The organism is Aminipila luticellarii (assembly GCF_004103735.1).
GTDB lineage: Bacteria > Bacillota > Clostridia > Peptostreptococcales > Anaerovoracaceae > Aminipila > Aminipila luticellarii.
This window is the reverse complement of the sequence record NZ_CP035281.1, coordinates 1,307,559-1,333,765: the sequence shown is the minus strand read 5'-3', so window position 1 is coordinate 1,333,765 and position 26,207 is coordinate 1,307,559. Positions and strand designations below refer to the sequence as shown.

At 41.0% G+C, this 26,207-nt stretch carries 28 protein-coding genes; 2 read left to right on the top strand and 26 right to left on the bottom strand.

From position 1 onward, the window contains the following. Positions 1-46 precede the first annotated feature (46 nt). The 22 genes from nifU to asd form a co-directional block, all read right to left on the bottom strand. Positions 47-493 carry a Fe-S cluster assembly scaffold protein NifU gene (gene nifU / locus EQM06_RS06080; RefSeq protein ID WP_128745485.1) on the bottom strand — a complete coding sequence of 149 codons (447 nt, stop codon included), beginning with the start codon at positions 491-493 and terminating at the stop codon, positions 47-49. A gap of 6 nt (positions 494-499) precedes the next feature. Continuing rightward, positions 500-1,669, bottom strand: a complete 1,170-nt coding sequence (gene nifS / locus EQM06_RS06075) for a cysteine desulfurase NifS (protein ID WP_128745484.1) — start codon at positions 1,667-1,669, stop codon at positions 500-502. Between the two features lie 185 nt (positions 1,670-1,854). After that, a complete protein-coding gene (locus tag EQM06_RS06070) occupies positions 1,855-2,301 on the bottom strand; it encodes a hypothetical protein (RefSeq protein WP_128745483.1) in 447 nt (148 codons plus the stop codon). 78 nt (positions 2,302-2,379) lie between these two features. Then, a complete protein-coding gene (locus EQM06_RS06065; RefSeq protein ID WP_128745482.1) occupies positions 2,380-2,589 on the bottom strand; it encodes a DUF896 domain-containing protein in 210 nt (69 codons plus the stop codon). 61 nt (positions 2,590-2,650) lie between these two features. Continuing rightward, entirely contained in the window at positions 2,651-3,208 is a 558-nt protein-coding gene (locus EQM06_RS06060) for a recombinase family protein (protein WP_128745481.1), read from the bottom strand. 372 nt (positions 3,209-3,580) lie between these two features. Continuing rightward, positions 3,581-4,381 (bottom strand): sporulation transcription factor Spo0A, encoded by an 801-nt coding sequence (spo0A, locus tag EQM06_RS06055; protein ID WP_128745480.1) that lies wholly within the window; start codon positions 4,379-4,381, stop codon positions 3,581-3,583. A gap of 133 nt (positions 4,382-4,514) precedes the next feature. After that, entirely contained in the window at positions 4,515-5,606 is a 1,092-nt protein-coding gene (spoIVB, locus tag EQM06_RS06050) for a SpoIVB peptidase (RefSeq protein WP_128745479.1), read from the bottom strand. Between the two features lie 14 nt (positions 5,607-5,620). Then, on the bottom strand, positions 5,621-6,091 hold the full coding sequence (locus EQM06_RS06045) for a hypothetical protein (protein WP_128745478.1): 471 nt from the start codon (positions 6,089-6,091) through the stop codon (positions 5,621-5,623). Between the two features lie 43 nt (positions 6,092-6,134). Next, entirely contained in the window at positions 6,135-6,866 is a 732-nt protein-coding gene (locus tag EQM06_RS06040; protein ID WP_164914366.1) for a helix-hairpin-helix domain-containing protein, read from the bottom strand. Positions 6,867-6,951: 85 nt separating this feature from the next. Next, the gene (locus EQM06_RS06035; protein ID WP_128745476.1) at positions 6,952-7,638 is read right to left on the bottom strand and encodes a TIGR03936 family radical SAM-associated protein; all 687 of its coding nucleotides are present in this window, start codon (positions 7,636-7,638) and stop codon (positions 6,952-6,954) included. Further along, positions 7,631-9,472, bottom strand: a complete 1,842-nt coding sequence (locus EQM06_RS06030) for a TIGR03960 family B12-binding radical SAM protein (protein WP_128745475.1) — start codon at positions 9,470-9,472, stop codon at positions 7,631-7,633. Before EQM06_RS06030 ends, EQM06_RS06035 begins: the two co-directional genes overlap by 8 nt. A gap of 7 nt (positions 9,473-9,479) precedes the next feature. Next, positions 9,480-10,013, bottom strand: a complete 534-nt coding sequence (locus EQM06_RS06025; RefSeq protein WP_128745474.1) for an HDIG domain-containing metalloprotein — start codon at positions 10,011-10,013, stop codon at positions 9,480-9,482. Positions 10,014-10,079: 66 nt separating this feature from the next. Continuing rightward, the gene (locus EQM06_RS06020) at positions 10,080-10,337 is read right to left on the bottom strand and encodes a hypothetical protein (RefSeq protein ID WP_128745473.1); all 258 of its coding nucleotides are present in this window, start codon (positions 10,335-10,337) and stop codon (positions 10,080-10,082) included. A 125-nt stretch (positions 10,338-10,462) separates the two neighbouring features. Continuing rightward, complete coding sequence (gene obgE, locus EQM06_RS06015; protein WP_128745472.1) at positions 10,463-11,758, bottom strand: GTPase ObgE; 1,296 nt, start codon at positions 11,756-11,758, stop codon at positions 10,463-10,465. 88 nt (positions 11,759-11,846) lie between these two features. Next, positions 11,847-12,107, bottom strand: coding sequence for a 50S ribosomal protein L27 (rpmA, locus tag EQM06_RS06010; protein WP_128745471.1), 261 nt, complete (start codon positions 12,105-12,107; stop codon positions 11,847-11,849). Positions 12,108-12,193: 86 nt separating this feature from the next. Then, entirely contained in the window at positions 12,194-12,556 is a 363-nt protein-coding gene (gene rplU / locus EQM06_RS06005) for a 50S ribosomal protein L21 (protein ID WP_128745470.1), read from the bottom strand. 166 nt (positions 12,557-12,722) lie between these two features. Beyond that, entirely contained in the window at positions 12,723-13,820 is a 1,098-nt protein-coding gene (gene recA, locus EQM06_RS06000) for a recombinase RecA (RefSeq protein ID WP_128745469.1), read from the bottom strand. A gap of 254 nt (positions 13,821-14,074) precedes the next feature. After that, the gene (locus EQM06_RS05995; protein WP_128745468.1) at positions 14,075-14,581 is read right to left on the bottom strand and encodes a CinA family protein; all 507 of its coding nucleotides are present in this window, start codon (positions 14,579-14,581) and stop codon (positions 14,075-14,077) included. A 20-nt stretch (positions 14,582-14,601) separates the two neighbouring features. Further along, complete coding sequence (gene pgsA / locus EQM06_RS05990) at positions 14,602-15,141, bottom strand: CDP-diacylglycerol--glycerol-3-phosphate 3-phosphatidyltransferase (protein WP_128745467.1); 540 nt, start codon at positions 15,139-15,141, stop codon at positions 14,602-14,604. A 2-nt stretch (positions 15,142-15,143) separates the two neighbouring features. Then, positions 15,144-16,463, bottom strand: coding sequence for a 30S ribosomal protein S12 methylthiotransferase RimO (gene rimO, locus EQM06_RS05985; RefSeq protein WP_128745466.1), 1,320 nt, complete (start codon positions 16,461-16,463; stop codon positions 15,144-15,146). A 41-nt stretch (positions 16,464-16,504) separates the two neighbouring features. Further along, positions 16,505-19,219, bottom strand: coding sequence for a DNA translocase FtsK (locus tag EQM06_RS13355; RefSeq protein ID WP_330548374.1), 2,715 nt, complete (start codon positions 19,217-19,219; stop codon positions 16,505-16,507). Between the two features lie 132 nt (positions 19,220-19,351). After that, positions 19,352-20,437 (bottom strand): aspartate-semialdehyde dehydrogenase, encoded by a 1,086-nt coding sequence (asd, locus tag EQM06_RS05975; protein WP_128745465.1) that lies wholly within the window; start codon positions 20,435-20,437, stop codon positions 19,352-19,354. A 218-nt stretch (positions 20,438-20,655) separates the two neighbouring features. Here asd and dapA point away from each other — a divergent pair, with 218 nt between their 5' ends. Further along, positions 20,656-21,546 carry a 4-hydroxy-tetrahydrodipicolinate synthase gene (gene dapA / locus EQM06_RS05970; protein ID WP_128745464.1) on the top strand — a complete coding sequence of 297 codons (891 nt, stop codon included), beginning with the start codon at positions 20,656-20,658 and terminating at the stop codon, positions 21,544-21,546. Positions 21,547-21,650: 104 nt separating this feature from the next. On the opposite strand, the gene rpmF is transcribed toward dapA, so the two are convergent. Further along, complete coding sequence (rpmF, locus tag EQM06_RS05965) at positions 21,651-21,833, bottom strand: 50S ribosomal protein L32 (protein ID WP_128745463.1); 183 nt, start codon at positions 21,831-21,833, stop codon at positions 21,651-21,653. A 109-nt stretch (positions 21,834-21,942) separates the two neighbouring features. Continuing rightward, on the bottom strand, positions 21,943-23,145 hold the full coding sequence (locus tag EQM06_RS05960) for an acetate/propionate family kinase (protein ID WP_128745462.1): 1,203 nt from the start codon (positions 23,143-23,145) through the stop codon (positions 21,943-21,945). Between the two features lie 260 nt (positions 23,146-23,405). Here EQM06_RS05960 and EQM06_RS05955 point away from each other — a divergent pair, with 260 nt between their 5' ends. After that, entirely contained in the window at positions 23,406-24,638 is a 1,233-nt protein-coding gene (locus EQM06_RS05955; protein ID WP_128745461.1) for a nucleotidyltransferase, read from the top strand. A gap of 8 nt (positions 24,639-24,646) precedes the next feature. On the opposite strand, the gene EQM06_RS05950 is transcribed toward EQM06_RS05955, so the two are convergent. Beyond that, positions 24,647-25,621, bottom strand: coding sequence for a hypothetical protein (locus EQM06_RS05950; protein WP_128745460.1), 975 nt, complete (start codon positions 25,619-25,621; stop codon positions 24,647-24,649). A 49-nt stretch (positions 25,622-25,670) separates the two neighbouring features. Further along, positions 25,671-26,201, bottom strand: coding sequence for an ATPase (locus EQM06_RS05945; RefSeq protein WP_128745459.1), 531 nt, complete (start codon positions 26,199-26,201; stop codon positions 25,671-25,673). Positions 26,202-26,207 lie beyond the last annotated feature (6 nt).

The following is a 26,207-nucleotide window of genomic DNA, read 5'->3' as shown; positions in this document are numbered from 1 at the left end:
AAGAATCCATCTTTAACGGGTATTACACTTTTTGTCTATTTTGTTTTTATTCTACACCGCAGCTTTCATGGTCATCTTCATCTGCATTTGGATCGAACCCTTCAAGCCCTTTATAAGTCTTGCCGTTTTTCTGCGCATAATCATAAATAGCAGATTTAATCGCGTGATCCGCAAGAACGGAGCAGTGGATCTTAACAGCAGGAAGTCCGCCTAATTCATTAATGATCTGCTTATTCGTTACTGCCAGTGCCTCGTCAATTGTCAACCCGATAATCATATCGGTAGCAACACTGGAAGAAGCTATTGCAGAGCCGCAGCCGAAGGTTTTGAATTTGGCATCCTTGATGACATCATCTTTTACCTTGATGTCTATTTTCATCATATCACCGCAGACAGGGCTTCCATATGTACCGGAACCATCTGCATTTTCAATTTCTCCAACATTGTGAGGATTCATAAAGTGATCCATTACCTTGTCATTATACATTGCCATAATATATTACCACCCTTTCGCTTGAGAAACGGAAGAAATGCTTCTCAATTTATTTACTACTTCTATTAACTCTTCTACAACATAATCCAGATCTTCTTTCGTCGTCGGATCTCCAATCGTAAATCTTAAGGAACCGTGTATTCTTTCCACCGGAATACCTAGTGCAGAAAGAACGTGAGACGGTACAAGCGATGCCGAAGAGCACGCAGATCCGGTAGATACTGCAATTCCTCTCATATCCAGATAAAGGAGCATCGCTTCCCCTTCGATATATTCAAAGGTAAGGTTTGCATTGCCCGGATGTCTGAATTCTTTGCTTCCGTTCAGCGTAACATTTTCTATCTTAGACATGACCTGATCCACGAAATAGTCTCTCAGCTCACTGATCTTCTTGATATGTGCATCCAGATTTTCGTAAGCCAGCTCTGCCGCCTTACCAAATCCTACAATACCCGGAAGATTTTCAGTCCCTGCTCTCCTTTTACTCTCCTGAGCTCCCCCGTGCATAAAGTTTGAAAGCTGTACGCCCTTTCGGATATACAATGCTCCCACACCCTTTGGTCCGTAAATCTTATGGGACGATACAGACATCAGATCCACCCCTAAGTCTTTCACATCAATGGGAACGTTTCCAAGAGCCTGTACTGCATCTGTGTGAAAAACAATTCCGTGCTCCTTCGCGATAGCCGCCAATTCTTTTATCGGTTGAATCGTCCCCACTTCGTTGTTTACAAACATAATGCTTATCAAAATTGTTTTATCTGTAATAGCTGCTTTCAACGTTTCCGGGTTTACCCGTCCATCCGGCTCCACGTCCAGATACGTCACGTCATATCCATGCTTTTCTAAAAAGTCACAGGTGTGAAGCAGGGCATGGTGCTCAATTTTCGTTGTAATAATGTGATTTCCCTTGTTCTTTAATGCGTCCACAATGCCAAAGACGGCCCAGTTGTCCGCTTCGGTACCTGTCGATGTAAAAAAGATTTCTTTTTCCTGTGCATGAATCAGCTTGGCAACCTGTCCTCTTGCTTTTTCGATGGCTTCTCTGGAAGCTGCACCAATTGTATATAAACTGGATGGATTTCCAAACTTTTCTGTGAAATACGGAATCATTTCTTTCAATACGTCTTCCTTAACAGGAGTCGTAGCTGAATAATCTAGATATACCTGTCGCATAATTTGCTCCTTTTGTTTATATTTATTATTTCTACTTAGATTTATTTTCTATACAATATTATACCAACATTTTCAAAAATATAAACACTTTTTTTAAATTTCCTACTAAATAAATATGATTTATAGTCAATAAAGGGATTCCACAAAAAACAACTCCTTATATCCTTGCAATTTCGTAAATATCGTCAGATTGGATTAAAGCAGGACAGCTTATACTGATTGTTCACTTTCTTAAAAACGACATGATAACTGCCTTCCATAAAGTAATCCTCACTGAGTCCGCTCATTTCCCATATGATATCTACCCTGTATGTCATATATTCTAACAAATTTTTTTCCGGATCCACATGAGTAATACTCATTTTTTTTACGGTATCTATATCTGTGTTATCCCATTGTCTCAACTGTTTGATGTCTTCGGTAATAATAGGATAGGTTTCAATCCTTTCCAGCCCAGCCTCGGCTTTTTCCTTTGTTATCTGATTATAAAAAGCCTTCTGCATGATGCTTGTCCTCTGTTCCAGCATATCTTTGACAATATCTTCTTCCACAGGGTTGCTGAATCCTGAAAAAATGCTGATGATAATAATAATAACTGCACCAAAGGTCAATAAGTGATAGTATTTCTTCATAACGCATATACCTCCAGAAATACTATATAAAGAATACAGCGAGAAATTTGTTACTTCCCGCTGTATTCTAAAAAAATTTTAATTCACTTTTACTTCAATTTCGACTTCTTCTTCAACATCTTCAACAAATTCTATGTTTTCCAGCTGTTTCCGGAAATTCTCTCTGAATTGAACCAAGTACTCTTTTCTAAGCGTTTGCTGTTCTTCCCTTTCCGGTTCAGTCAATCCGACACTTTTTGATTTTTTCGCCAATTCATTGATTCTGTCGATCTTTTCTTTTGAAAGCATTCTCTTTATTCCTCTCTTGTTAAACTTCTATACTATGATTATACACGGCTCTGACAGAACCCTATGCTCTTTTAGCCCGTATCAAAGTGCTTTTACTGATGCCCGTTTTTTCTTCTACTGTTTTATAGCTATTATTTTTTAAAAGGGTAAGAGCCTCGTCTATTTCATCCTTCGTAAACTTTTTAGGTCTTCCCTCTTTAAAGCCTTCTTTTGTCTTTGCAATAGCTTTTCCGACCTGTGTTCTTTCTACAATCATAGCTTTATCAAATTCAGCCAAAGCATTCATGATATTTAAGACCATTCGACCCGAATGGGTTCCGTCAATCATACCAAGATTTATTATATTAATTCGGATGTTTTTGCTTAACGCATCTTCAATGAAGGAAATCCCTTCTTTTATTGTACCGCAAAGCCTGTCCAATTTTGAAACGACTAAAGTATCACCCCCGTACATATTTGCGATACATTCCTGCAACACGGGTCTTTCTTTTAGATCGTCGTATTTTTCTATAATCATTTCCGCACTGGGATATCTTTGCTTGATCAGCTTCGTTTGTTCCTCTATGGAATTTGCTTCAAACGGACCCCTAACAGAAACACTTGCATATCCATATATCATCTATATCAACCTTTCCCATTTTTGAACATAAGTTTTGACACATACTTATCCCCTAAATTATATAATGGGATGCTAGGGATGTCAACCGCTTTCTAAATTTTACCAAATTATTTATGTTTTGGATTCATTTAGCAGATTTTAAGAAAATGTGTCTGGCCATTTACGGATTTTAAGAGTAAAAATAAAATAATTGAAGAACCTTTATTGGTTTAAAACCATATAATGATAATTTGTAGACATAAAAAGATTACCGCTTCGACAATGGTGGCTAATCCGAACAACGTCATAAGCCATCTAAATTGCTTTAGGCGGCTTCGCTATTTTTTGAAACGGTAATCCTTTTCTATTATAACTTCGAACAATATTTACTTGTTAAGAAATTTTTCGTTCCAGTCGTAACTTATCTGCTATAATTGCGATGAATTCCGAATTCGTAGGTTTCCCTTTATCATTATGTACGGTATATCCAAATAAGTTATTAATTGTTTCAATTTTACCCCGGTTCCATGCTACCTCTATCGCATGGCGGATTGCTCTTTCCACCCTGCTCGGCGTCGTATTGTTGAGCTTAGCTATAGCCGGATAAAGCTCTTTCGTAACCGCACCCAATAAATCCATATCTTCCACCACCATAGTAATGGCATCTCTCAAGTACTGATATCCTTTGATATGAGCCGGTACATCCACTTCGTGAATGATATTTGTAATATCGACCTCCAAATCATTATTTGTTTTTTCCGTATTATTATTTACTACGGTTCTGATACTGGTAAGCTTCCCGGCGCTTTCTTGCATTTCTTCGCCAAAGAGCTGATTGATCCTTTTGGACAAAACTCCCAAATTAAATGGTTTGACCAAATAGTACTCTGCACCCAGTTTCGTTGCTTTTTGAGTAATCGATTCCTGTCCTACTGCAGAAAGCATGATGGTTTTCGGATATTTTGGCAGATCCATATTATTGATATTCTCCAAAACGCCAAGGCCGTCCAGATGCGGCATAATCATGTCCAGGATCAGAACATCCGGTAAAAACTTTTTCACACAATCTACAGTCTGTATTCCGTCATTTGCTACAAAGGTAATGTCAATATTTTCCTGCTCGGTAAAATAATCACTTAGAATTTCACAAAAATCCTTGTTATCATCTGCAATTCCGATACTAATTTTTGTCATTACATGTCCCCCTTAAATTCATAATAATCTGCATAGATTATTATATTTTTTAGCAATACTCCAGCATCTATTAATTTATACTTTTTCCATGGCTTATGCAACATAAATTATCAGAAAATATACATAAGTTTTGTCATGATTCGACACTATTCGACATTTGCTCTTGAAGCATCCACTCTATAAATATGCCATATCCCTTTTGAGGATTATTGACAAACACGTGAGTTACAGCACCTATAAGCCTTCCGTTCTGGATAATAGGACTTCCGCTCATGCCCTGTACAATACCGCCGCTTTTCTTCAAAAGTCTTTCATCTGTCACTTTTATTGTCATACTTTTTGTATCTGGCTTATTCTGTTTATTTACTTTTTCTATCTCTATTTCGTAGCATTCTACTTTATTATTATCCAAGGTAGTCAGAATATATGCCGGTCCCTCTACGACAGAATCTTGATACCCGATCGGTAATGGTTTACTATAATACGGATTCGTTATTTCCCCGTACAGCTTACCAAAAATTCCAAATTCCGTATTCTTATTCAAGCTGCCCAGAGGGTCGTCTGCTTCATAGAATATACCTCGGATTTCCCCGGGGTTCCCGGCCTTTCCCTGTTTGACAGATTCCACCTTCGAATGAACCAGTTCTCCTTCTGCTACCGGAAGAATGGCAGAAGTTTCAGGATCTGTTATCGCGTGGCCCAGTGCTCCATAAAAATTACTCTGCGGATCGTAATACGTCAATGTTCCGATTCCTGCGGTCTTATCCTTCACCCAGATACCTAATTTGTACATATTGTCCGACTTAGCAATCACCGGTGTCAGGGTAATCTCTATGATATCATCCTTTCGTTGAAGCTTTAAAAGCACTTCTCCCCTTATTTTATTTACAATCGATTGTACTTCTGCCGCACGATACACTTTTTGTCCGTTTATCTCCAGTATGGTATCACCAATCTGCAATCCGGATAATAAGCCGGGGTTGACAACTTCTCCGGTGACGGTTTCGATTTCTTGAAGTCCTACGATCAGAACCCCCTTTACGTCCATTTTGACCCCTATGGACTGTCCTCCCGGCATCAGCGTTTTTTCCGTCACCACATTCATAGCTGCCGGTGCAGGCTGTTCCACCTGTTTGATGGCAAATGAAATCCCTGTAACAGCAGCCACTAATAAAACAAATACACATAAACCTTTCGCAATTCCATGTACTCTCTTTTTTTCCATAAAGCAAATAACTCCTAGCTTTCAAAATCTTGTAATAATTCTAACAATTCATCATCTGTCTGTACGACGACTCCTTTGGAGAATAATTCCTGATCTTCCTCGCTGAGAAGCGAGAAAAGAATATCTGTTTTTTTCAGTAAACTTTCTTCTCCGTTTTCGTCATACCGATATACTTTGATCACTCCGTCCGATTCCTTCACTAAATAATATTCGCCGGATTGATTTTCTTGAACACTATTATCAGAATTTATATCACTATTTTCTGAAACCTCATCGGAATTCATATCTCTGTTCTCGGATATGTTGTCTGCTTTATCCTGATTCTGCTTGACCGTCTGACTGACCTTGGCACTAACATTGTCCTTTTGATCCGTATCCTCCGGAGACAGAAAAAGGTTCCCCATTAAATATCCAACGCCCAATATAGCCACTAAAGCGATGTAAAACTCTTTTCGCTCTACTAATCTCTTTTTTCTTGTAAACATAAAACCACCTCTTACTAGGATAGTTTTAACAAAATTGCCTATTTTAAACCGTAATTTTGCTTTTTAGTTTATCAAAAGTTTTTTGACCGATACCGCTGACGTTCATCAGGTCTTCTATTTTTTTAAAAGAACCGTGCTCTTGCCGATAAGAAATAATTTTTTCTGCTGTAGAAGGACCGATTCCCGTAATGGTCTGTAATGCATCGGAACCGGCTGTGTTGATGTTGATCAGCCCCTGTGAAGAGTCCGTATCGAACTGTCTTGAGGTATTTCCACCGGCTATCTGAGAGACTTTATTATTTTTTATGGAATCTTCCATGCTTCCCTCTTCCATCTGTTTTTTTGTGTAAATCATGATCTTGTCTTCATCCTTTAGCACCTGTGCCAAATTCAGGCTGCTCACATCGGCCTCCGCCGTTAATCCTCCTGCCAGTTCTATGGCCTCATATACTCTGGCACCTTCCTGCATTTCATATACATACGGCTTATGAACAGCTCCGCCGATATCAATGTAAATTTTACTTTTTACAGCCGTCGCTTTTTCCTCTGTCTGGGAATCCGAAGCTTCTTCCGCTCCCGCCGAATCCGCTTTCTGCTGTTGTACTTCCGAACCGTTCATTAAATGAAATTCTTTAGTCGGTCCCTCATGATCCCGAATACAAAAAACAAAAAAAGCAGCCGCAAATAATAGGATTCCTGCCGCCACTTTTATAATCGTCTTTTTGTGATACCGGATAAAATTTTCTACATAATCCCTGTTTAAAAAACATTTCATAAAATACCCCCTCAATAGATACATATCATGTATTATTTTCCTTTATTTTACATTGGTAATTTATGGATGTCAATACCGTTTTAAATTATATAGAAAAATGATTACTAAATAAAAGTTTCTTTCGCATGACCTCTATATCATATCTGGAAACCTCCGCTCTTAAAAAGAGCAGAACCGCATGGATCAAAAGTTCAGGACTTAAATTGGACTCACTTCCGGCATCTAAGGTTGTAACTAAAATCAGCTGGTCATCCCCATGAGAAAAATTCAATGCCATAATTTTAGGCTTTATATCCAGATCTATGAATTCTTTTGATTTTTTTTGCTTCTTTTTTACAAAAATATGCTCTTGAGAAAGGAACTGATCCCGTAGTTCTTCGCAGCTTTTTCCGCCTAAGGCTTCTCTTGCAAGAGGAATTCCTATTACATATTCCGCAGCTTCGGTAAGAGCCGCCAAGGATTTTCCTTCCTGTTTATATTCCGCACAGTCCAATATAGCCAAACCTTCAGGCATTAAGGGCTTTAATTTATCCTTGATCTCATCTGTTAAAATCTCTTGAATTGTTTCAAATTCCAGCAATTCGTAGATACTGGAATATCCCAGCGAAAGAGGTTGGGCAAATCCCATTTTGGGGTGAGGATTGAACCCGTGGGAATAATCTAACTTGATGCCCGCCCGCTTGAAGCTTCTTTTAAAAAATCTCAGCAGGTCTAAATGGGATGTATATTTAAAATACCCTTCCTTGGAGAATTTTAATACATATTTAGCCATTTATGCCCTCCATTCTGCATGTTACATGTTGATTCATGCCACAGCCAACACAACCCTTTCTACAGTCTTGTGTCGTTTCCTCTTTTTTCGCTTTTTCATTTTCTTTCTTTAAAAATTCTTTGGTTACACCGCAGTCAATAATATCCCAAGGCAGAATTTCATCATAGTTTCTTTCCCTTGTGGTATAAAACCCTTTATCTACGCCGGTTTCTTCAAAAGCCTGCATCCAGGCATCATATTTAAAGTGCTCCGTCCAGCCGTCAAATTTACATCCCAGTTCAAATGCCTTTATAAGCACCTTTGACACCCTCCGGTCTCCCCGTGCAAATACCGCCTCCAGAATGCTTGTCTCCGTTCCATGGTAATTAAAAGTCACGCCCTTTATCGGTCGTAATTTATCTTTCAAATAATAGTGCTTCTCGCTGAACTGTTCTGCCGAATCCTGAGCCATCCACTGAAAAGGCGTATGAGCCTTCGGAACAAAATTAGAAACACTGACAGTTACATTAAATCTGCCTTTTCCATTAATTTTTTTATTTAAATCTACAATATTGGAAGCAATTTCATAAATACCGTCCAGATCCTCAAAGGTTTCCGTAGGCAGGCCATTCATAAAATACAGCTTGATGTTCTTCCATCCCAATTCGAGAGCCTGTTCTACTGAACTGTAAATGTTTTCCTCCGTAATGCCTTTATTGATCACATCCCGAAGCCGCTGTGAACCCGCTTCAGGAGCAAAGGTCAGCCCGGACTTTTTATATCCCTGTATTTCCTCAAGCACCTTAAATGAAAAAGAATCCAACCGAAGGGAAGGCAGGGATAAGGAAATATTATTCTTTTTGCACATATTCATCAAATTGGTTGCTAATTCCTCAAATTGAGAATAATCACTAGTCGATAAAGATAGCAGCGAAAGTTCCTCATGACCTGTGTTTTCAAGCTGTTTTTTAGCCAATTCTTCTATTAGATCTGTCCGTCTTTCTCTGACTGGTCTGTAAATAATCCCTGCCTGGCAGAATCGGCAGCCCCTGGTACAGCCTCTGAACGTTTCCACAACGGCTCTGTCGTGTACTGTCTCAATAAAGGGTACGATGGGATTCACCGGGAAATCAACGGAATCCAAATCTGAAATAATAGCTCTTAAAACGCTGTCCGGAGCCTCCTCATACAGCTTGTCCACACGCTCTATCAACCCATTTTCGCCATATACGGGATTGTAGAACTTGGGGACATATACGCCTTGCAATTTCACAGCTCTCTTGTAAAAGTCTTCTCTGCTTTCTCCTGCATGTCTGGACTTCTGATATTCATGGAACAGCTGAATTAAATTTTCTTCCCCATCTCCAATTAAAAATATATCCACGATGTCTGCCAAAGGCTCCGGATTGTAGGCACACGGTCCTCCCCCAATAATAATGGGACAGCTTTCATCTCTCTCCTCCCGCTTCAACGGGATTCCACTAAGATCTAAGATGTTGAGAATATTTGTGAAGGAAAGTTCGTATTGAAGGGTAAAACCGACAAAGTCCATATCGCAAATAGGAGTTTTCGTCTCCAGTGTAAAAAGCGGGATTTCTTCGTCTCGCAAAATCTGCTCCATATCCAGTCCCGGAGAAAATACTCGCTCGCAAAAAATATCTTCTTCTTTATTTAAAATATGATATAAGATCTGCATACCCAGATAAGACATCCCGATTTCATAGGTATCCGGAAATGCAAAACAAAATCGAGTCATTCCTTCAGTCATTTCTTTTTTAGCAGAATTCAATTCACCTCCAATGTATCTGGCCGGTTTTTCTACTCTTTTAAGTATGTTATCTATATTTAAGCTCATTCAAAATTTACCTTTCCTTATCCATTAATTCATCCATGGTCCGCCCCAATCTACTTTCTATTTTTAATAGCAGAGCTTCTGTTTCCACCTGTTTTCTTTTAATTCGTTCTACGGCGTCAGGGTAATCTTTCACCTTATCTAAAATGTAGGCCATCCGTTCCGATAAGCCTACATATTGATCTTCTTTTACCATTCTGTCACCCAGGCATACCATATCAATCTCGGTAAGCTCCTCCACCTCTTTTTTCAGTTCATATGTCATATGAGCATGAATAATTTCAGCTTCATCCTCATACCCCAGTGACTGGGCAATCTGTGCTCCCTTTTCTTCGTGATGCTCCTGTGTTCTGGCTATATCATGAATTAAGGCCGCTCCTCTGATCAATTCAATATCTAAATGACCTCCCTTTTCATTCAGTGCCGAGGCCAATCTCACTGCTGTGTCTGCCACAGCTTGACAGTGCCGGATAACATGCGGGGGAGTGTTATATTTTTTCAGTAATTCAAAGCATTCTTCGACCGTTAGATGTTTATGTGACATAAAATAACCGAACCTTTCTTATGATGCAATAGCCTGAGCCCGTTTGAAAGCTCGTGAATAGACTTATTATACCACATTTTTTCTATAGTCAGACATAGTTTCCTCTGTATATTCAATAGCATTTTTCGTTTTGTCCTTTAATTCTCTGGCTCCTTCAATCGTATTCAAGCAGGTTCTTTTCATATCCGAAATCGTATAATCCTTGCAGATGATCGTTTCCATTTTATCCCCTATACGAGAAAAATATTTATTGTCGGAAGCTTGACATGACATAAAAACAAAACCGATCAGAATACAGATAACCACTTGCTTTATTATTTGCATACTTTCTGTCCTCCTTTATATTTATTAATACGTTGAGAACCTGCAAATAATGCCAATAGCAATCATTTTGTCCGAACTGCATATTAAATTAACAGGCAGTCCCCACGGAACTGCCTGTTAATCCCCTAATATTCTTCAAAATATTCAAATTCATAATCAAAGATCCGAACAGTATCCCCTTCTTCGAGACCCATTTCCTTTAATTGCTCCAAAGCACCTTTCTTTTCCAGATATTTATATAGATATCTTAAAGAACCGCTGTCATTGAAATTCGTGGAATCAAAGATTTTTCTCAGCTGTTTTCCGGTAACCTCATACGCCCCATCATCGGCAACTGATGTATACACCTCTTTAAAATCCTCTTCCACATCGTCTTTTTCAAAGTCAAAGAATTCGTATTCTTCTTCTTCCGGCTGTTCCAAAGCCAACTTGTCCAGCATAGCAGCCGCTTCCGCTAACAGCTCATGGATTCCCACATGGATCGGTGCGGAAACCGGGAAAACCTTGATGCCCTTAGATTCCACATATTCCTTAAAGGCAAGATATCCGGGATCCTCCTCATCTACCATATCCATTTTGTTTGCCGCAACAATTTGCGGTTTTAAAGCCAGTTTTTCATCATAGAGTCTGAGTTCATTGTTGATCTTATCAAAGTCTTCGATGGGGTCTCTTCCCTCAGAACCGGATACATCTACCACATGAATCAGAACCTTTGTTCTTTCAATGTGTTTTAGAAATTCATGCCCTAAGCCGGCTCCCTCATGCGCACCTTCAATAATCCCGGCAATATCTGCCATAACAAATCCGTCTCCAAAAATGGAAACCACCCCTAAATTGGGAGTAATCGTTGTAAAATGATAGTTTGCAATCTTCGGATTTGAATTGGTGGATACGGATAATATCGTGGACTTACCTACATTTGGAAATCCGATCAATCCCACATCTGCAATTAGTTTTAATTCTAAAATGACATTTCGTTCCTTGGAAAATCCGCCGGCTTCCGCAAAATTAGGAGCCTGACGCACGGAATTTTTAAAGTTCACATTTCCTTTTCCGCCCTTTCCTCCTCTTGTGGCTACAAAATGATCTCCTGATTTTACAAGATCTTTCATGACCAATCCGGTTTCTTCATCTATTACTACAGTTCCCGGCGGTACTTTAATGATCAGGTCTTCCCCTTTTTTTCCGAACCTTTTCTTTTTCATACCGTCCTGTCCATTTTCAGCTTCATATTTTCTTTTGTATCTAAAATCCATAAGAGTTCTAAGGCTTGCATCGGCCATAAAGATCACGTCTCCGCCTTTACCGCCGTCACCACCATCTGGGCCGCCTTCCGGAACGAATGGTTCTCTTCTGAACGTTACCGCACCATTCCCACCTTTACCTGATTTAATTGTTATTTTGGCTCTATCAACAAACATATTTGAGCCTCTCCTTCCTTCTTACAGAAATTTCTTCACCCATTATTTTAAAAAAGCCCCTATAAAAAATAGGGGCTTTACAATCAAATTAAGCTTCTTTAGGATAAACGCTTACTTGCTTTCTTGTTTTGTCATATCGTTCGAACTTTACAGCTCCGTCAATCTTAGCAAATAAAGTATCGTCTCCGCCAATGCCTACGTTATTGCCAGGATGAAACTTTGTTCCTCTCTGTCTAACCAGGATACTGCCAGCACTTACATACTGACCGTCGCCTCTTTTAACGCCTAAACGTTTCGATTCACTGTCACGACCGTTCTTGGAGCTACCTACTCCCTTCTTACTTGCCATAAGACTACACCTCCTTTTTTCCTGTGCTGTCTTGCTAATTTCTTAGCTATTATGATAAGCGAACTTACCAATGATTATAAAGACCACTATTCAGCTGCTTCTTCAGCTTCAACTGCCGCTTTAGTCTTTCTTGCTTTTCTAGCAGAAACCTTTTCGATCTTAATCATTGTGTAAGGCTGTCTGTGTCCCTGCTTCTTTCTGTAGTCTTTTTTGGACTTATACTTGAAGATGATGACCTTCTGTCCTTTACCGTGTTCCACTACAGTTCCGGCTACATTGCAGCTTTCTACGTAAGGAGCTCCAACTTTAATGGTTTCTCCGTCACTTAATAAAAGTACTTTATCAAATGTAATCTTTTCTCCAGCTTCAACATCTAGCTTTTCAACTGTGATTACATCGCCTTCCTGCACTCTATACTGCTTTCCGCCTGTTTCAATTACTGCGTACATATTGTTTCTTACCTCCTCTATCCAGTCTCGCCATCTAAGGGTAGCAACCTAAAATGCTGCTTTTATAAAAACCCATTCTGAGCGGCTTACAATAAAGTATAATACCATATCGGACATACCGTGTCAAATGTTTTTTATGTAAACATCCGATTTATTTGGACAGATCTTATTCAATTACGACACCGTCTTCATCCACCTGCATCCCGTCGTCTGCCGCTTCCTGAGGACTTTGAGGCTTCAAATTTTCTTTCAGCAGGGCTTCTATCTTGTTCAGGATCTCTGGGTTTTCCAGCAGATATTTCTTTACGTTTTCTCTTCCCTGACCGATACGGTTTCCGTCAAAGCTATACCAGGAGCCCGCCTTTTCTACGATTTTCGCTTCCACAGCACAATCCAGTACATCGCCCTCTCTGGAAATGCCGGTTCCGTACATAATATCAAATTCGGCCTGCTTAAACGGCGGTGCCACCTTGTTCTTGACAATCTTTACTCTGGTTCGGTTCCCCAGAACCGCATCCCCCACCTTTATGCTTTCAATCTTTCTTACATCAAAACGCATGGTCGAATAAAACTTAAGAGCTCGTCCTCCTGTAGTGGTTTCAGGATTTCCAAACATGACTCCGACCTTCTCACGAAGTTGATTTATAAAAACCACGGCGGTATTAGACCGGTTGATACTTCCGGTAAGCTTTCTAAGCGCCTGAGACATCAGTCTTGCCTGCAGACCTACGTGGCTGTCTCCCATCTCCCCCTGAATCTCCGCTCTGGGGACCAGGGCTGCCACCGAGTCTACTACTACCACATCCAAAGCGCCGCTTCGAACCAGCATTTCACATATTTCCAAAGCCTGTTCACCGGTGTCAGGCTGAGATACCAACAGTTCATCGACGTCGACTCCCAGATTTTTCGCATATTCGGGATCGAGGGCGTGCTCTGCGTCAATAAATGCAGCCTTGCCTCCGGCCTTCTGCGCTTCTGCAATGACATGAAGGGTAAGCGTTGTTTTACCAGAAGATTCAGGACCGTAAATTTCAATAATCCTTCCCCGTGGAATACCGCCTATACCGGTAGCAATGTCAAGGCTTGCTGACCCTGTAGAAATCGATTCAATATTCATTCTTGCCGAATCATCTCCCAGTTTCATGATAGCTCCCTGTCCAAACTGTTTTTGAATATGAGCCATAGCCTCTTTTAAAGCTTTTTCTTTTTCACTGTCATTTGTACATCTATTAACTTCTTTAGTATTAGCATTATTAGCTGCCATTGATTTTCCTCCTAACCGTAGTGAACATTTGTTCTTTATTAATGATACCCCACCCTTGTCATTTGGTCAATACTTTTTTTGATTTCATTATAGAATAAAAAATCAAATAATGAAATATTATCAATTGTAAAATATTGGATGTTTATATATTAATATACATTTTTGTTTGAGTCAACCTTTTTTCGGATACTTTTCAGGTATCGGTCCGAAGTTTATTCAAAACGGCTTCGCCACTTCCGCTTATACTGGCAAGTTCATTGGATCAGCTCTCCGATCATGTCGAACATGTTCAGCATGGATTCATTTCTATTGGCGCTTCTATCTCCATGCAGCCTTAATTCCCTGCACATTTTCTGCCCGTCGAACACGGCACAGACGTATACCAGACCTACCGGCTTTTCTGCTGTTCCGCCGCCGGGGCCCGCCACACCGGTGACCGATACGCCGATTCTGGTTGCCGCCTTTTTCTGTATTCCCACCGCCATTTCCACCGCCGTCTGTTCACTGACCGCACCATATTTCTCCAAGGTTTCCTTTTGCACTCCCAATTCTTCCATTTTCGCCTGATTGCTGTACGTAACAATCCCTCTGTCAAAAACGGCAGAAATGCCGGGAATATCTGTTAAGGTCTGAGAAAACATTCCGCCGGTACAAGATTCTGCACAGGAAATGGAAAGGTTCTGTTCTATCAGCCTTTTCCCTACAAGCATCGGTAAATTTTTATTCAAAACAGCGGTATTCTTTTCGGTCTTTTTACTCATTGTCAAACCCTTCTTTTGTATTACATGGAAAATACGGATTTATTTTTAAGGATGTATTCTGTTCCGGAATACACCGTCATAATTAGAGATGCCCATAAAAACCCATTGGCAAGCATAGCAATCACAGACATTACGGAATAGGACATCGGAACATCTACAAGAAGCAGAAGAGGTACTGCGATCATCTGCAATACGGTTTTGATCTTCCCGCTCATTCCGGCGGCTATAACCAGTCCTTCGGAAGCAACTACCGTTCTCATACCCGCTATGGCAAATTCTCTTGCCAATATGATGATCAGCATCCAGCCCGGTACCAGCCCCTTGTCTACCATCAGGCAAAAAGCGGAGTAGACTAAGATCTTGTCGGCGAGAGGATCCATGATTTTTCCAAAGTTTGTAACCAGATTATGCTTTCTTGCAATCTTCCCATCCAGCATATCTGTCAATGACGCTGCAATAAAGAGAATAAAAGCGATCAGATTATACCCCATCATATATAACACAACAAAAAATGGAACCGCAATGATTCTTCCCACGGTTAATTTATTAGGTAAATTCATCTCTATACCTCCACTCCTACTAAATCATAATCAAATGCATCTGTTATCTGAACCTGCACCATGTCTCCGGGTTTTAAAACTTTATCGGAATTGAATATCACTGAGTTGTCAATTTCGGGAGCATCATACTGAGATCGTCCAATGTAAGCGCCTTCCTCATCCTGCTCTTCTACAAGTACCTGCAGAACCTGTCCAATTTTTTTCTGATTGGAAGCCAGAGAAATCTCCAGTTGAAGTCTCATGACGGCATCCTTGCGTTTCTCCTTCACATCGGAACGGACCTGACCTTTCATATCCGCTGCCGGTGTACCCTCTTCTTTGGAATAGGCAAATACACCAAGCCGTTCAAATTTTGTGGTTTCTACAAATTCATACAGTTCATCGAACTCTGTTTGAGTTTCCCCCGGAAATCCGGTGATCAACGTGGTTCGTATGTGAATATCCGGCATGGCATTTCTGAGCTTTTGAATTTTATTTACAATGCTTTCATGGGTAGACCGTCTGTTCATCAGCTGAAGAATTTTATCGCTGCTGTGCTGAATAGGTATGTCAATGTAATGACAGACCTTCTCCTCCGTTGCCATGACCTGAATCAGCTCATCGGTAATCCGGTCTTCATAGCAATACATCAGCCTGATCCATTGCAATCCGTCGATTCTGCACAGCTTTTTAACCAGAGCGGCCAATCTGAACTCCCCATACAGATCAATTCCGTAAGCAGTTACATCCTGAGCGATCAGTATCAGTTCCCTGCATCCCTTTTGTGCCAGCATTTCGGCTTCCCGCAGGATGTCTTCTTCCTTTCGGCTCCTGTAACGTCCCCGAATATGAGGAATGATGCAGTATGCGCATACATTATCGCAGCCCTCGGCAATTTTTATTGTCGCCGTATAGGGATTTTCCGCCAGCTTTCTGTTCTGTACCTCCTGAAATTTCTGATTGGAGTCATAAATGTACAGTTCTCGTTCCGCCTGATGCTTTTCCAAAATATCAGGCAGCTCCTGATATTCGTTGACCCCTATAAAAATATCGACCTCCGGCATTTCTTTAAACAGCTCGTCTCCATATCGCTTGGACAGACAGCCGGATACAATGAGCAGACGCTTTCTGCTTTCTTCTTCTTTCAAGTCTGCCATTTCCAAGATCTTATTAATGGATTCTTTTTTCGCATCATTGATAAATCCGCATGTGTTGACTATAATAGCATCACTGTCAATCGGATTATCTACGATGCAATGTCCTCTTTCTTCCAGTATTCCTGCTGCCATTTCAGAATCATTGACATTTTTAGGGCAACCTAATGTTTCAAAATAAATATTCATTCACTCTTTTCCTTTTATCTCTTATTTTTGCAGTCTGCGGTTTATAAAATTTCCTCCGCCGCTCCTTCGGCCTCCAGCACAGCTTCTCCTTCCGACTTCATACTCGTCAGTTCATCTAACGTCATCAGTACCTGCCTTGGTCTGCTGCCGTCAGCAGGCCCGATGATACCTCTGGCTTCCATCATGTCTACAATTCGTGCCGCCCTGTTATAACCGATACGAAATCTTCTTTGAAGCATGGATACCGAAGCCTGCTCTGCACGGACTACCGTTTCAATAGCCTCCGCCAGCAGTTCATCGCCATCGTCTGACACCTCCGACGTATTGGACTTTTCAATGCTGGATATCACATCATTGGCATACTCCGTTTCGATGCACTGGCTCTTTAAATGCTCTATCACGTTATGTACTTCGGAGTCTGAAATAAAGTTTCCCTGTACTCGAACCGGCTTTCCGGCTCCCAGTGGGTTGAACAGCATATCGCCCTTCCCCACCAGCTTCTCGGCACCTGCCATATCCAAAATCGTTCGGGAATCGAATTGAGAGGATACAGCAAAAGCGATTCTGGACGGAATATTTGCTTTGATGACTCCTGTAATAATGTCCACAGACGGTCTTTGAGTGGCAACGATCAGATGCATCCCTGCTGCTCTGGCCATCTGAGCCAGCCGGCAGATCGATTCTTCCACCTGAGAGGGTGCCGCCATCATTAAATCTGCCAATTCGTCGATAATAATGACGATCTGAGGCATGACCCTGTCGGTTTCGCCTTTTTCTTTCACCTGGTCATTGAAACCCGCTAAATCCCGGACACCTTCCTCTGCGAATTTTTTATAACGATCCGTCATCTCTGCCACGGCCCAGTTCAGAGCCGCAGCCGCCTTGCTCGGTTCCGTCACTACCGGAATCAGCATATGCGGTATGCCGTTATAGTTTCCAAGCTCCACCACTTTTGGGTCGATCAGCACAAATTTTACTTCATCCGGTTTTGCTTTATATAAAATGCTTACGATAATACTGTTGATGCACACACTTTTTCCGGAACCGGTAGAACCGGCTATGAGCAAATGCGGCATAGTCTTTAAATCTGCCACAATGGCCTTTCCCGCTATGTCCTTTCCTACCGCAAAAGTAATCTTCGAAGCAGATTCACTGAACTCTTTGGAATCAATAATTTCACGAACCGTAACCATATTGATCTTCTCATTTTCTACTTCGATTCCTACAGCGGCTTTTCCGGGAATAGGTGCTTCTATTCGTATGCTCTTCGCTTCTAAATTAAGTGCAATATCATCTGCCAGCCGTACAATGCTGCTGACCTTGACGCCGGTATTGGGATGAATTTCATATCGGGTGACGGCCGGTCCCTGAGTAACCTGTACCACCTTTGCATCCACTTTAAAATCCTGTAATGTTTTTTCAAGCTTTGCCGCTTTTGCCTTTAAATTGCTGGTCAACGCTGCATCATTTTTGTTTTGCGTATTTTTCTTTAAAAGTTCGATAGGCGGGAATTGGTAATGAGCCATTGCTTCGTTTGGCTTATTTAAATTTAGCTCAGATGGATCCAGCTTTGCACTGGCAGCTTCCTGTTTGCTCAGCTTCATCTGCATCTGCTGTCCGCTTTCCGCTTCCGTCTTGTTTAAGGGTTCTGACGAAAAATGTGTCTGATCTTTTTCCGGTTCCGCGGCATTTTCCTGATGTCTTTCTGCTGTCGGCTGATTGTATTCCTTAATAGGCAGCCTTGATGTATCTGAAGTTTTTTTCGGCAAATCAGCTGCCGGAGCAGCTGCGGAAAAGCCGATCTCGTCAGAAAGTCCGAATCCGGCCGGTACAGAAACAGATTCTTCCAATCCATAACTGATTTTGACCTCTGGCTCTGCCGGGACAGGACTCTCTGCTGAGGCTTCCTGTTCCTTATTTTTCTTAAACAGTTTATCGTCTTTCATATAATCCAAAATATTTTTTTTCTTTTCACTGGACTTTGCCTGATTCACCACGGATGGAACTTCTGTCTGAGCTGCCGGCACATAGTTTTTCTTTAAATCAAGCTCAAGCTGTTTCTGCCGCTCCGCCATGGCTTCGGCTTCTTCCGAAGCCGCCTGCTCTGCCATCTCCCTTTTGATCTGTTTCTTGAGCTTATAGTCATCAATGAACTGAGAAATCGGTGTATTGATAATCAGCATCATACAAACAAGAATCACAAGGGTGGCAAAAATATAAAGACCGGTGGTACCTACGGCAACCACAACGATAGAAGCCAAAAGCATTCCTACCGCACCGCCGTTTGTCATCTGTACCCCTGCCTTAAACCAGCCTAACAAATCAATATAACCGAAAGAAAGCTTTGCTGTTCCTACATATCTTCCGCTGAAAATAAGCGAAAACATCAAGAAAGTAATCAGCAATAAAATCACGGATCGTTTATTGATATGTCTTGTCTTCTTAAAAAGAAGCAAAAGGCCGTATAAAATCAGATAATATGGTAAAATAACCGCAATCTCGCCGAAGCAGCCCAGAAAAAATTTTCGTATGACCGCACCGAACTCGCCCGCTGCTTTTGTTTGAATAGATATTGCAAAAAAAACACCTATAGCAATAATTATTATAGCCCAAATCTCGTCCTTCACTCTGCTACCTGTTATATTTTTGGTCTGTTCCTCTTTTTTAGGTGTACTCTTCTTCGTACTTTTTTTCGTCCCAGACGTTTTATTTTTAGACCCGGGAGGTCTTCCAGGCTTTCTTTTCTCTTCTGCCATCCTATTATAATACCTCGCTAACGTAATATTTTTCGTTTTATATCCTTTAACTCATAAAAATTCAATTTATATTGTACCATAATAAAAGAGGATTTTCAAAGAAAACCCTCTCAGAATATGCCAATTCCTTTACTATTTACCTGCGATATATCCCTTTGCAGCCAGGCTTTCCGCACAGAGAACCGCACCTCCTGCGGCTCCGCGAACGGTATTGTGGGACAGACCCACAAATTTAAAGTCATATAGACTGTCTTCACGGATACGCCCGATGGAAATTCCCATACCTTTTTCATAATCTACATCTGCTTTGACTTGAGGCCTGTTATCCTCCTCCATATACTGGATAAATTGTTTGGGAGCACTCGGAAGCTTCAGCTCCTGAGGAAGGCCCTTGAAAGCTTTCAGCTTTTCGATCAGCTGCTCTTTGGTCGGTTTCTTTCTAAACTTGACAAAGACTGCTGCCGTATGCCCATTCAACACAGGAACTCGGATGCACTGACAGGTAATGACCGGTTCCGCTGCCTTTTCAATCACGCCGTCCTTTACTCTTCCCCAAACTCGAAGAGGTTCCTGTTCACTCTTTTCTTCCTCTCCTCCGATATAAGGAATAATATTTTCTACCATTTCAGGCCAATCCTTAAACGTTTTTCCCGCTCCGGAAATTGCCTGATAAGTAGTGACCACTACCTCATACGGCTCAAATTCCATCCAGGCGGTAAGTGCCGGAACGTAACTCTGAATAGAGCAATTCGGTTTTACCGCAATAAATCCCCTTGTGGTTCCCAGCCGTTTTTTCTGATGTTCGATCACATCAAAATGCTCCGGATTAATTTCCGGAATGACCATAGGAACATCCGGCGTCCAGCGGTGGGCGCTGTTATTGGAAACCACCGGTGTCTCCGTTTTCGCATACGCTTCTTCGATCGCCTTGATTTCTTCTTTAGTCATATCCACAGCGCTGAAAACAAAATCTACCGTAGCTGCCACCCTCTCCACTTCATTGACATTCATCACCACCAGTTTTTTTACTGCCTCCGGAATCGGTGTCGTCATCTTCCATCTGCCGCTTACCGCACTTTCATAGGTTTGACCCGCACTTCTTTCACTGGCAGCTATAGTCACTACCTCAAACCACGGATGATTTTCCAGCAGAGAAATAAAACGCTGTCCCACCATCCCTGTTCCGCCAAGAATGCCTACTTTTAATTTCTTTTCCATTTTTACTCTCCTATATCTTCTACACCCATTATTTTTTATTGTAATATCACTATTTTTTGTTGTTAATTTATTATTTTACCACAAATTTTCTTGCATTCAATATATTTTAGATATTATCTTTATTTTTTATTCTATTTAAAAACTTTTAGATTGCCATTGAATATATTAAAGAAGTAAGAGTATATTTTATAAAGGTTAAATGAAAGGATGATTCGTATATGGCACTTTTCACAGGTGCTGCCGTAGCACTTGTAACCCCTTTTAAAGAAGGAAACATAGCCTTTGACACATTGGAAAAGCTGATCGACTGGCAGATCGCTGAGGGAATCGACGGAATTGTCAGCTGCGGAACGACTGGAGAAGCTTCCACCTTAAGCGACGAAGAGCATATTGAAATGGTTCGTTTTACAGTGGAGCATACTCATGGCAGAGTACCTGTCCTTGGAGGCGCAGGAAGCAATGACACCAAGCATGCCATTTGGATGTCGCAGCAGCTTGAAAAAGCCGGTGCGGATGGATTATTACTGGTGACACCTTATTATAATAAATGCACACAAAAAGGGTTGGTCAGCCATTATAAAGCCATCGCCGATTCCGTCAACATTCCGTGTATCCTCTATTCTGTGGCCAGCCGTACCGGAGTTAATATAAGTCCCGCCGCAGTTTCGGAGCTTTGCACCCATCCCAACATCGCCGGAATCAAAGAAGCCAGCGGAGACATTTCGCAGGTGGTGGAAATAGCCCGATATGTTTCTCCGGACTTTGCACTTTATTCCGGAAACGATGACATGGTTGTTCCGGTCCTCTCCATGGGCGGTTCAGGAACCATATCCACCGTTGCCAACGTCATTCCTAAGGATACCCATGAAATGGTCACAGCCTATTTGCAAGGTCATTTCAATAAAGCAAAGGAAATGCAGATCCGAATGAAATCCCTTATTGATTCGCTGTTCCTAGAGGTGAACCCTATCCCGGTAAAGGCTGCTTTGAACATGATGGGCCTGATCGAAAAAGAATATCGAATGCCTCTGTGTGATCCGGACAACAAAACATTGTACAAAATAGCAAACGAACTGAAAAATTATGGACTGATCAATAATACAATTTAATACACCTTTTATTACGTCCTGTCACAAGCAATATTTTCTGCGTAATAACAAATAACACCGGATAGCTATCCGGTGTTAAGGTTTTGTTTTAATTATTTACTTTCCTACGCTTCAGAAGCAACAACTTCCTTACCGTCGTAATAATTGCAATTCGGGCAAACTCTATGTGGAAGTTTTGGCTCGTGGCACTGAGGACAAATTGAAAGTCCAGGTAATGCCTTCTTCATGTTTGGTGATCTTCTCTTGTCTCTTCTTGCTTTAGATGTTTTCCTCTTTGGAACTGCCATTCTCTACACCTCCTTTTGCTCGTGTCTCTTTGTATTTATCTCATCACAAACAACTTTGTGATAAATGCAACTTCTAAAGTATACCTTTATCGGACACATCTGTCAATAATTATTTTAAATTCTTTGTAATATCATATGTGTCTCTGGCAATCATCAGTTCTTCGTTCGTAGGGATCAGAATAATTTTTACTCTGGAATCATCTCTGCTGATGATGGTTTCTTTTCCTCTTACCTTATTCTTAACAAGGTCAAGCTTGATGCCTAAATTTCCAAGATCGTTACAGATGATGTCTCTCATCTCGATGTCATTTTCACCAACGCCGGCAGTAAATACAATGGCATCCACGCCGTTCATTTCCGCAATATAAGCACCGATATAGAATCGTACCTTATGAGCAAATACCTTTAATGCAAGCTGTGCTCTTTCATTTCCTTCCGCAGCCGCTTCTTCAATATCCCTAAAGTCGCTGGATATACCGGAAATTCCAAGAACACCGGATTTCTTATTTAAGATGTCATTAGCAACACCGGCCTCTAAATTTTCTTTGTCTCGGATATACGTAACGATAGCAGGGTCGATGTCTCCCGAACGAGTACCCATAACCAGACCCTCCAGCGGAGTGAAGCCCATGGAAGTATCGATACACTTGCCTCTCTTAATAGCGGAAACAGATGCGCCGTTTCCTAAATGGCAGGTAATGATCTTCAAATCATCCAGTGCACAGTTCATGATATCAGCTGCTCTTTCGGCTACATATTTATGGCTTGTTCCGTGGAAACCATATCTTCTGATTCCATGCTTCTGATAATATTCATAAGGAATCGCATAAATGTATGATTCAGGAGGCATGGTCTGATGAAAGGCTGTATCGAATACGGCTACCATCGGCGTCTTTGGCATTAATGCCTGACACGCTGCAATACCTGCCAGATTAGGCGGATTGTGAAGAGGAGCCAATTCCACGCATTCTTCCAGGGCTTTTAGAACCTCTTCTGTGATCAGTACTGAGTGAGCATATTTTTCACCTGCGTGTACGACTCTGTGTCCAACAGCTCCGATTTCATCCATGGACTTCACAACACCATGATTTTCATCCTGTACAGCTTCCAATACATGTCCAATCGCTTCTTTATGGTCCTTCATAGGAACTACGAGCTTAAACTTGTCCATACCGATTTTCTCGTGTGTGATGACTGCACCTTCCATGCCGATTCTTTCTACAAGACCTTTGCATAAAAGAACTTCATTTGTCATATCAAGAACCTGATATTTTAATGATGAACTTCCACAGTTGATTACTAATACTTTCATCTTACTTCCTCCGTAATATATATAATTTTAAAATTATTAACTGAAAAATTTCGGGCAGGTAAAACTGCTGAAATTTCTGCAGCGCTTCAAAAGCACTCATAATATTATACTTCATTTCCATGTTTTTTCAAGTATGTTCAACAGTTTTTGCAATATATATACATAATACTACAATAGGCTTTTATTATAGTATTGCCTAAAATGAACTTTCTCAAATGAAATTTATTTATAATTACACGCAGATGTGATAGGATATCATTATGAAAGTTTTAGGAATCATAGCAGAATACAATCCATTTCATAACGGCCATCTATATCAGCTGAACCAATCGGCTGCTATGACGGAGGCCGATTTTGTCGTTGCCATAATCAGCGGCAATTTTACACAGCGGGGCGAAGCCGCTGTTCTTTCCAAATGGGCCAGAGCGGAAATGGCCGTTCGGTGCGGGATTGACCTGGTCATTGAGCTACCCTTTGCTTTTGCCTGCAACAATGCGGAATATTTTGCAAAAGGTGCCATTGAAATATTAAACAGGCTCCGCTGCGTCACCCACCTTTCCTTTGGCAGTGAATCCGGCGATCTGGAACGTTTAAAAGAAGTGGCCTGCTTTCTTTCCCATGAAACCGAAGAATTTAAAGATCAGCTCAAGTCCAATTTATCCAAAGGTTTCTCCTATCCCAAGGCTCGATCCGAAGCAGTCAAAGAATGTCTTGGTGAAGAAGCCTCTGAAAATATGCTTCAGCCAAACAACATTCTGGCGATCGAATACTTAAAGCAGCTTTATTTGACACATAGTGACATAATTCCCGTTACAGTAAAACGATATGCTTCCAATTATCACGACCAGGAACTTCGGGGAAACATCGCGTCTGCCTCGGCCATACGAAAAGCCCTGCATTCCAATGATTGGAATACTCAGCTTCTGGAAAGCGCTGTGCCTGCGGAAGTCTTGGCCATACTTCAAAAAGAGTTGCCGAAAGCCCCTTCCTCGGATTCAGAAGAGCTTTATTTCAAGCTGGCAGCATCTAAAATATTAACGGAAAAAAATTCCTGTCTGAAAGAAATTTTTTCTGTGACGGAAGGTCTTGAAAATAAACTGAAAGCATCTATACGAATTTCAGACACGCTGGGTGACCTGAAAAATTCCCTAAAATCCAAACGTTATACCTCCACCAGAATCAGCCGATTACTGACCCACATTCTAATAGGCCTGACAAAATCCGATTTTAACACGATCGTGGAAACGCAGCAATACTACGCCCATATTTTAGGTTTCAATAAAAAAGGAGCCCATTTGCTTAAGCTCCTAAAACAGGAGGAAAAAGCTACACTCCCATTGATTACCAATATAAATAAACAGGCCGACGCTCTGAATCATTGCCAATTATTACTAAGTTATGATTTGATTGCCTCTGATTTTTACAATCTTTTATCCAATCAGAATATTTATGAACATTCTGATCGACTCTATAAGCCTTATATGCAGCTATAAACATCCGTTTATAATAAAAGCTCCGTCAATATCAGTGCAAGAATCCCTGCAAAAATGCTGTGGAAGATCTTCACCAGCAGTAAGTAGGAAAAGCTGACCTTTGTTCCCTGCAGCATGCTCATGGACTGTCCTATGATGGACAGTCCCCCAAAAGAGATCAGAATACTGCATCCAATGGTTTTATAGGCCAGAGGAATGGCCATCGTACCGCTGATGGAGGAACACCCTACAGTCATTTCAAAAATCCCCTTAATCATTCCCACATAGTATACATGGGTTATTCCCTTCAAAAGCCCCAATAATTGAATCATATCCGTTATCATCATGAACATGACGATATAAGCCAAAATAATTCCCAAAGATTTAAGAGACGTAATAATAGAATTGGTAAAGGCCTCCAGATAATTATTGTTGAAATCTGTCTTCACCACAGTCTGCCTTTTTTTAGATTTCTTTGATTTATAGGTTCTATAGTCCTTGCTGAACACATCTGCCAGCATGGAAAATAAAAGCCCGTTCAGCAGGGCTCCGCCAAAATGAGCGATGGCGATGATACTCCCGCTGGTATTGCTTCCAATCATAGAAGCCCCCACTGCACCCACTATAAAAGCAGGGCCGGAAGTACTGCAAAAGCTGATCAGCCTGCGGCACTCCACACTTGGTATATACCCGCTCCTTCCCATATCTCCGATGATCTTCGCACCCATGGGATAACCTGATAAAACGCTCAGCGAAAAGGCAAAGCAAGAGGGATTCAAATATCGGGTCACACCGATCCCGTTCATGAAATTAGCACAAATAAAAAACGGCAGCATGGCAGGTAAAATATTGTTCGCCCATATGGCGATTCCCTTTTGTGCCGAAAGTAAAGTGACTTCAGGGAAAATGACCATGACCAGACACGCAGCCCCAGCTGAAAATACAGCTATGATATATCTGAATTTTAATTTTAATGCTTTTACAGCCCAATTAATAATATCCATGATAAATAATATGAATTTACCATGGATATTATACGCTCATATAATCGTTTTACTCTTCCTTATCCAGCTGAGTTTTATAGGCCAAATCCTTTATTTCATTTCGGTTGGAGGCAAGAGTTGCATTGACATTTTGGAAGGTGGTTTCCATTTGATTGAACATGTCCGCAAAATGAGTTGCGTTCAACTGCTCCATTTTGTCCTGAAAATTAAATAAAATACTGTCTATGTAATCAAAGGTATTCAATTTAAGCTGTTTGCAGTTTTCTTCGGCAATGCGCATGATCTCATCCGCTCTCATCTTGGATTTTACTACAATATCATCATTTTCCGTGAGAACCTCTGCCTGTCTTTTGGCATCATTAATAACGGTCTCATATTCTTTTTTGGCTTCTTCAAGAATTCTCTGGCGTTCATCCTTGATCCACTGCGCCTGTTGAATTTCATCAGGAAGTTCTACTCGAATTTCTTTCACGATTTCTAAAATTTCTTCCGCATCCACCATGATTTTCCCCGTTAATGGAAAGCTTGTGCTCGTATCAACAATCTCTTCTATCTCATCTAATAATTCCAATACTTTCATTGAAAT

Excerpts from the sequence above, each read along its gene's own strand:
- nifU (WP_128745485.1), bottom strand. The coding sequence starts at position 493 with ATGGCAATGTATAATGACAAGGTAATGGATCACTTTATGAATCCTCAC.
- nifS (WP_128745484.1), bottom strand. The coding sequence starts at position 1,669 with ATGCGACAGGTATATCTAGATTATTCAGCTACGACTCCTGTTAAGGAA.
- EQM06_RS06070 (WP_128745483.1), bottom strand. The coding sequence starts at position 2,301 with ATGAAGAAATACTATCACTTATTGACCTTTGGTGCAGTTATTATTATT.
- EQM06_RS06065 (WP_128745482.1), bottom strand. The coding sequence starts at position 2,589 with ATGCTTTCAAAAGAAAAGATCGACAGAATCAATGAATTGGCGAAAAAA.
- EQM06_RS06060 (WP_128745481.1), bottom strand. The coding sequence starts at position 3,208 with ATGATATATGGATATGCAAGTGTTTCTGTTAGGGGTCCGTTTGAAGCA.
- spo0A (WP_128745480.1), bottom strand. The coding sequence starts at position 4,381 with ATGACAAAAATTAGTATCGGAATTGCAGATGATAACAAGGATTTTTGT.
- spoIVB (WP_128745479.1), bottom strand. The coding sequence starts at position 5,606 with ATGGAAAAAAAGAGAGTACATGGAATTGCGAAAGGTTTATGTGTATTT.
- EQM06_RS06045 (WP_128745478.1), bottom strand. The coding sequence starts at position 6,091 with ATGTTTACAAGAAAAAAGAGATTAGTAGAGCGAAAAGAGTTTTACATC.
- EQM06_RS06040 (WP_164914366.1), bottom strand. The coding sequence starts at position 6,866 with ATGAAATGTTTTTTAAACAGGGATTATGTAGAAAATTTTATCCGGTAT.
- EQM06_RS06035 (WP_128745476.1), bottom strand. The coding sequence starts at position 7,638 with ATGGCTAAATATGTATTAAAATTCTCCAAGGAAGGGTATTTTAAATAT.
- EQM06_RS06030 (WP_128745475.1), bottom strand. The coding sequence starts at position 9,472 with ATGAGCTTAAATATAGATAACATACTTAAAAGAGTAGAAAAACCGGCC.
- EQM06_RS06025 (WP_128745474.1), bottom strand. The coding sequence starts at position 10,013 with ATGTCACATAAACATCTAACGGTCGAAGAATGCTTTGAATTACTGAAA.
- EQM06_RS06020 (WP_128745473.1), bottom strand. The coding sequence starts at position 10,337 with ATGCAAATAATAAAGCAAGTGGTTATCTGTATTCTGATCGGTTTTGTT.
- obgE (WP_128745472.1), bottom strand. The coding sequence starts at position 11,758 with ATGTTTGTTGATAGAGCCAAAATAACAATTAAATCAGGTAAAGGTGGG.
- rpmA (WP_128745471.1), bottom strand. The coding sequence starts at position 12,107 with ATGGCAAGTAAGAAGGGAGTAGGTAGCTCCAAGAACGGTCGTGACAGT.
- rplU (WP_128745470.1), bottom strand. The coding sequence starts at position 12,556 with ATGTACGCAGTAATTGAAACAGGCGGAAAGCAGTATAGAGTGCAGGAA.
- recA (WP_128745469.1), bottom strand. The coding sequence starts at position 13,820 with ATGGCAGCTAATAATGCTAATACTAAAGAAGTTAATAGATGTACAAAT.
- EQM06_RS05995 (WP_128745468.1), bottom strand. The coding sequence starts at position 14,581 with ATGAGTAAAAAGACCGAAAAGAATACCGCTGTTTTGAATAAAAATTTA.
- pgsA (WP_128745467.1), bottom strand. The coding sequence starts at position 15,141 with ATGAATTTACCTAATAAATTAACCGTGGGAAGAATCATTGCGGTTCCA.
- rimO (WP_128745466.1), bottom strand. The coding sequence starts at position 16,463 with ATGAATATTTATTTTGAAACATTAGGTTGCCCTAAAAATGTCAATGAT.
- EQM06_RS13355 (WP_330548374.1), bottom strand. The coding sequence starts at position 19,219 with ATGGCAGAAGAGAAAAGAAAGCCTGGAAGACCTCCCGGGTCTAAAAAT.
- asd (WP_128745465.1), bottom strand. The coding sequence starts at position 20,437 with ATGGAAAAGAAATTAAAAGTAGGCATTCTTGGCGGAACAGGGATGGTG.
- dapA (WP_128745464.1), top strand. The coding sequence starts at position 20,656 with ATGGCACTTTTCACAGGTGCTGCCGTAGCACTTGTAACCCCTTTTAAA.
- rpmF (WP_128745463.1), bottom strand. The coding sequence starts at position 21,833 with ATGGCAGTTCCAAAGAGGAAAACATCTAAAGCAAGAAGAGACAAGAGA.
- EQM06_RS05960 (WP_128745462.1), bottom strand. The coding sequence starts at position 23,145 with ATGAAAGTATTAGTAATCAACTGTGGAAGTTCATCATTAAAATATCAG.
- EQM06_RS05955 (WP_128745461.1), top strand. The coding sequence starts at position 23,406 with ATGAAAGTTTTAGGAATCATAGCAGAATACAATCCATTTCATAACGGC.
- EQM06_RS05950 (WP_128745460.1), bottom strand. The coding sequence starts at position 25,621 with ATGGATATTATTAATTGGGCTGTAAAAGCATTAAAATTAAAATTCAGA.
- EQM06_RS05945 (WP_128745459.1), bottom strand. The coding sequence starts at position 26,201 with ATGAAAGTATTGGAATTATTAGATGAGATAGAAGAGATTGTTGATACG.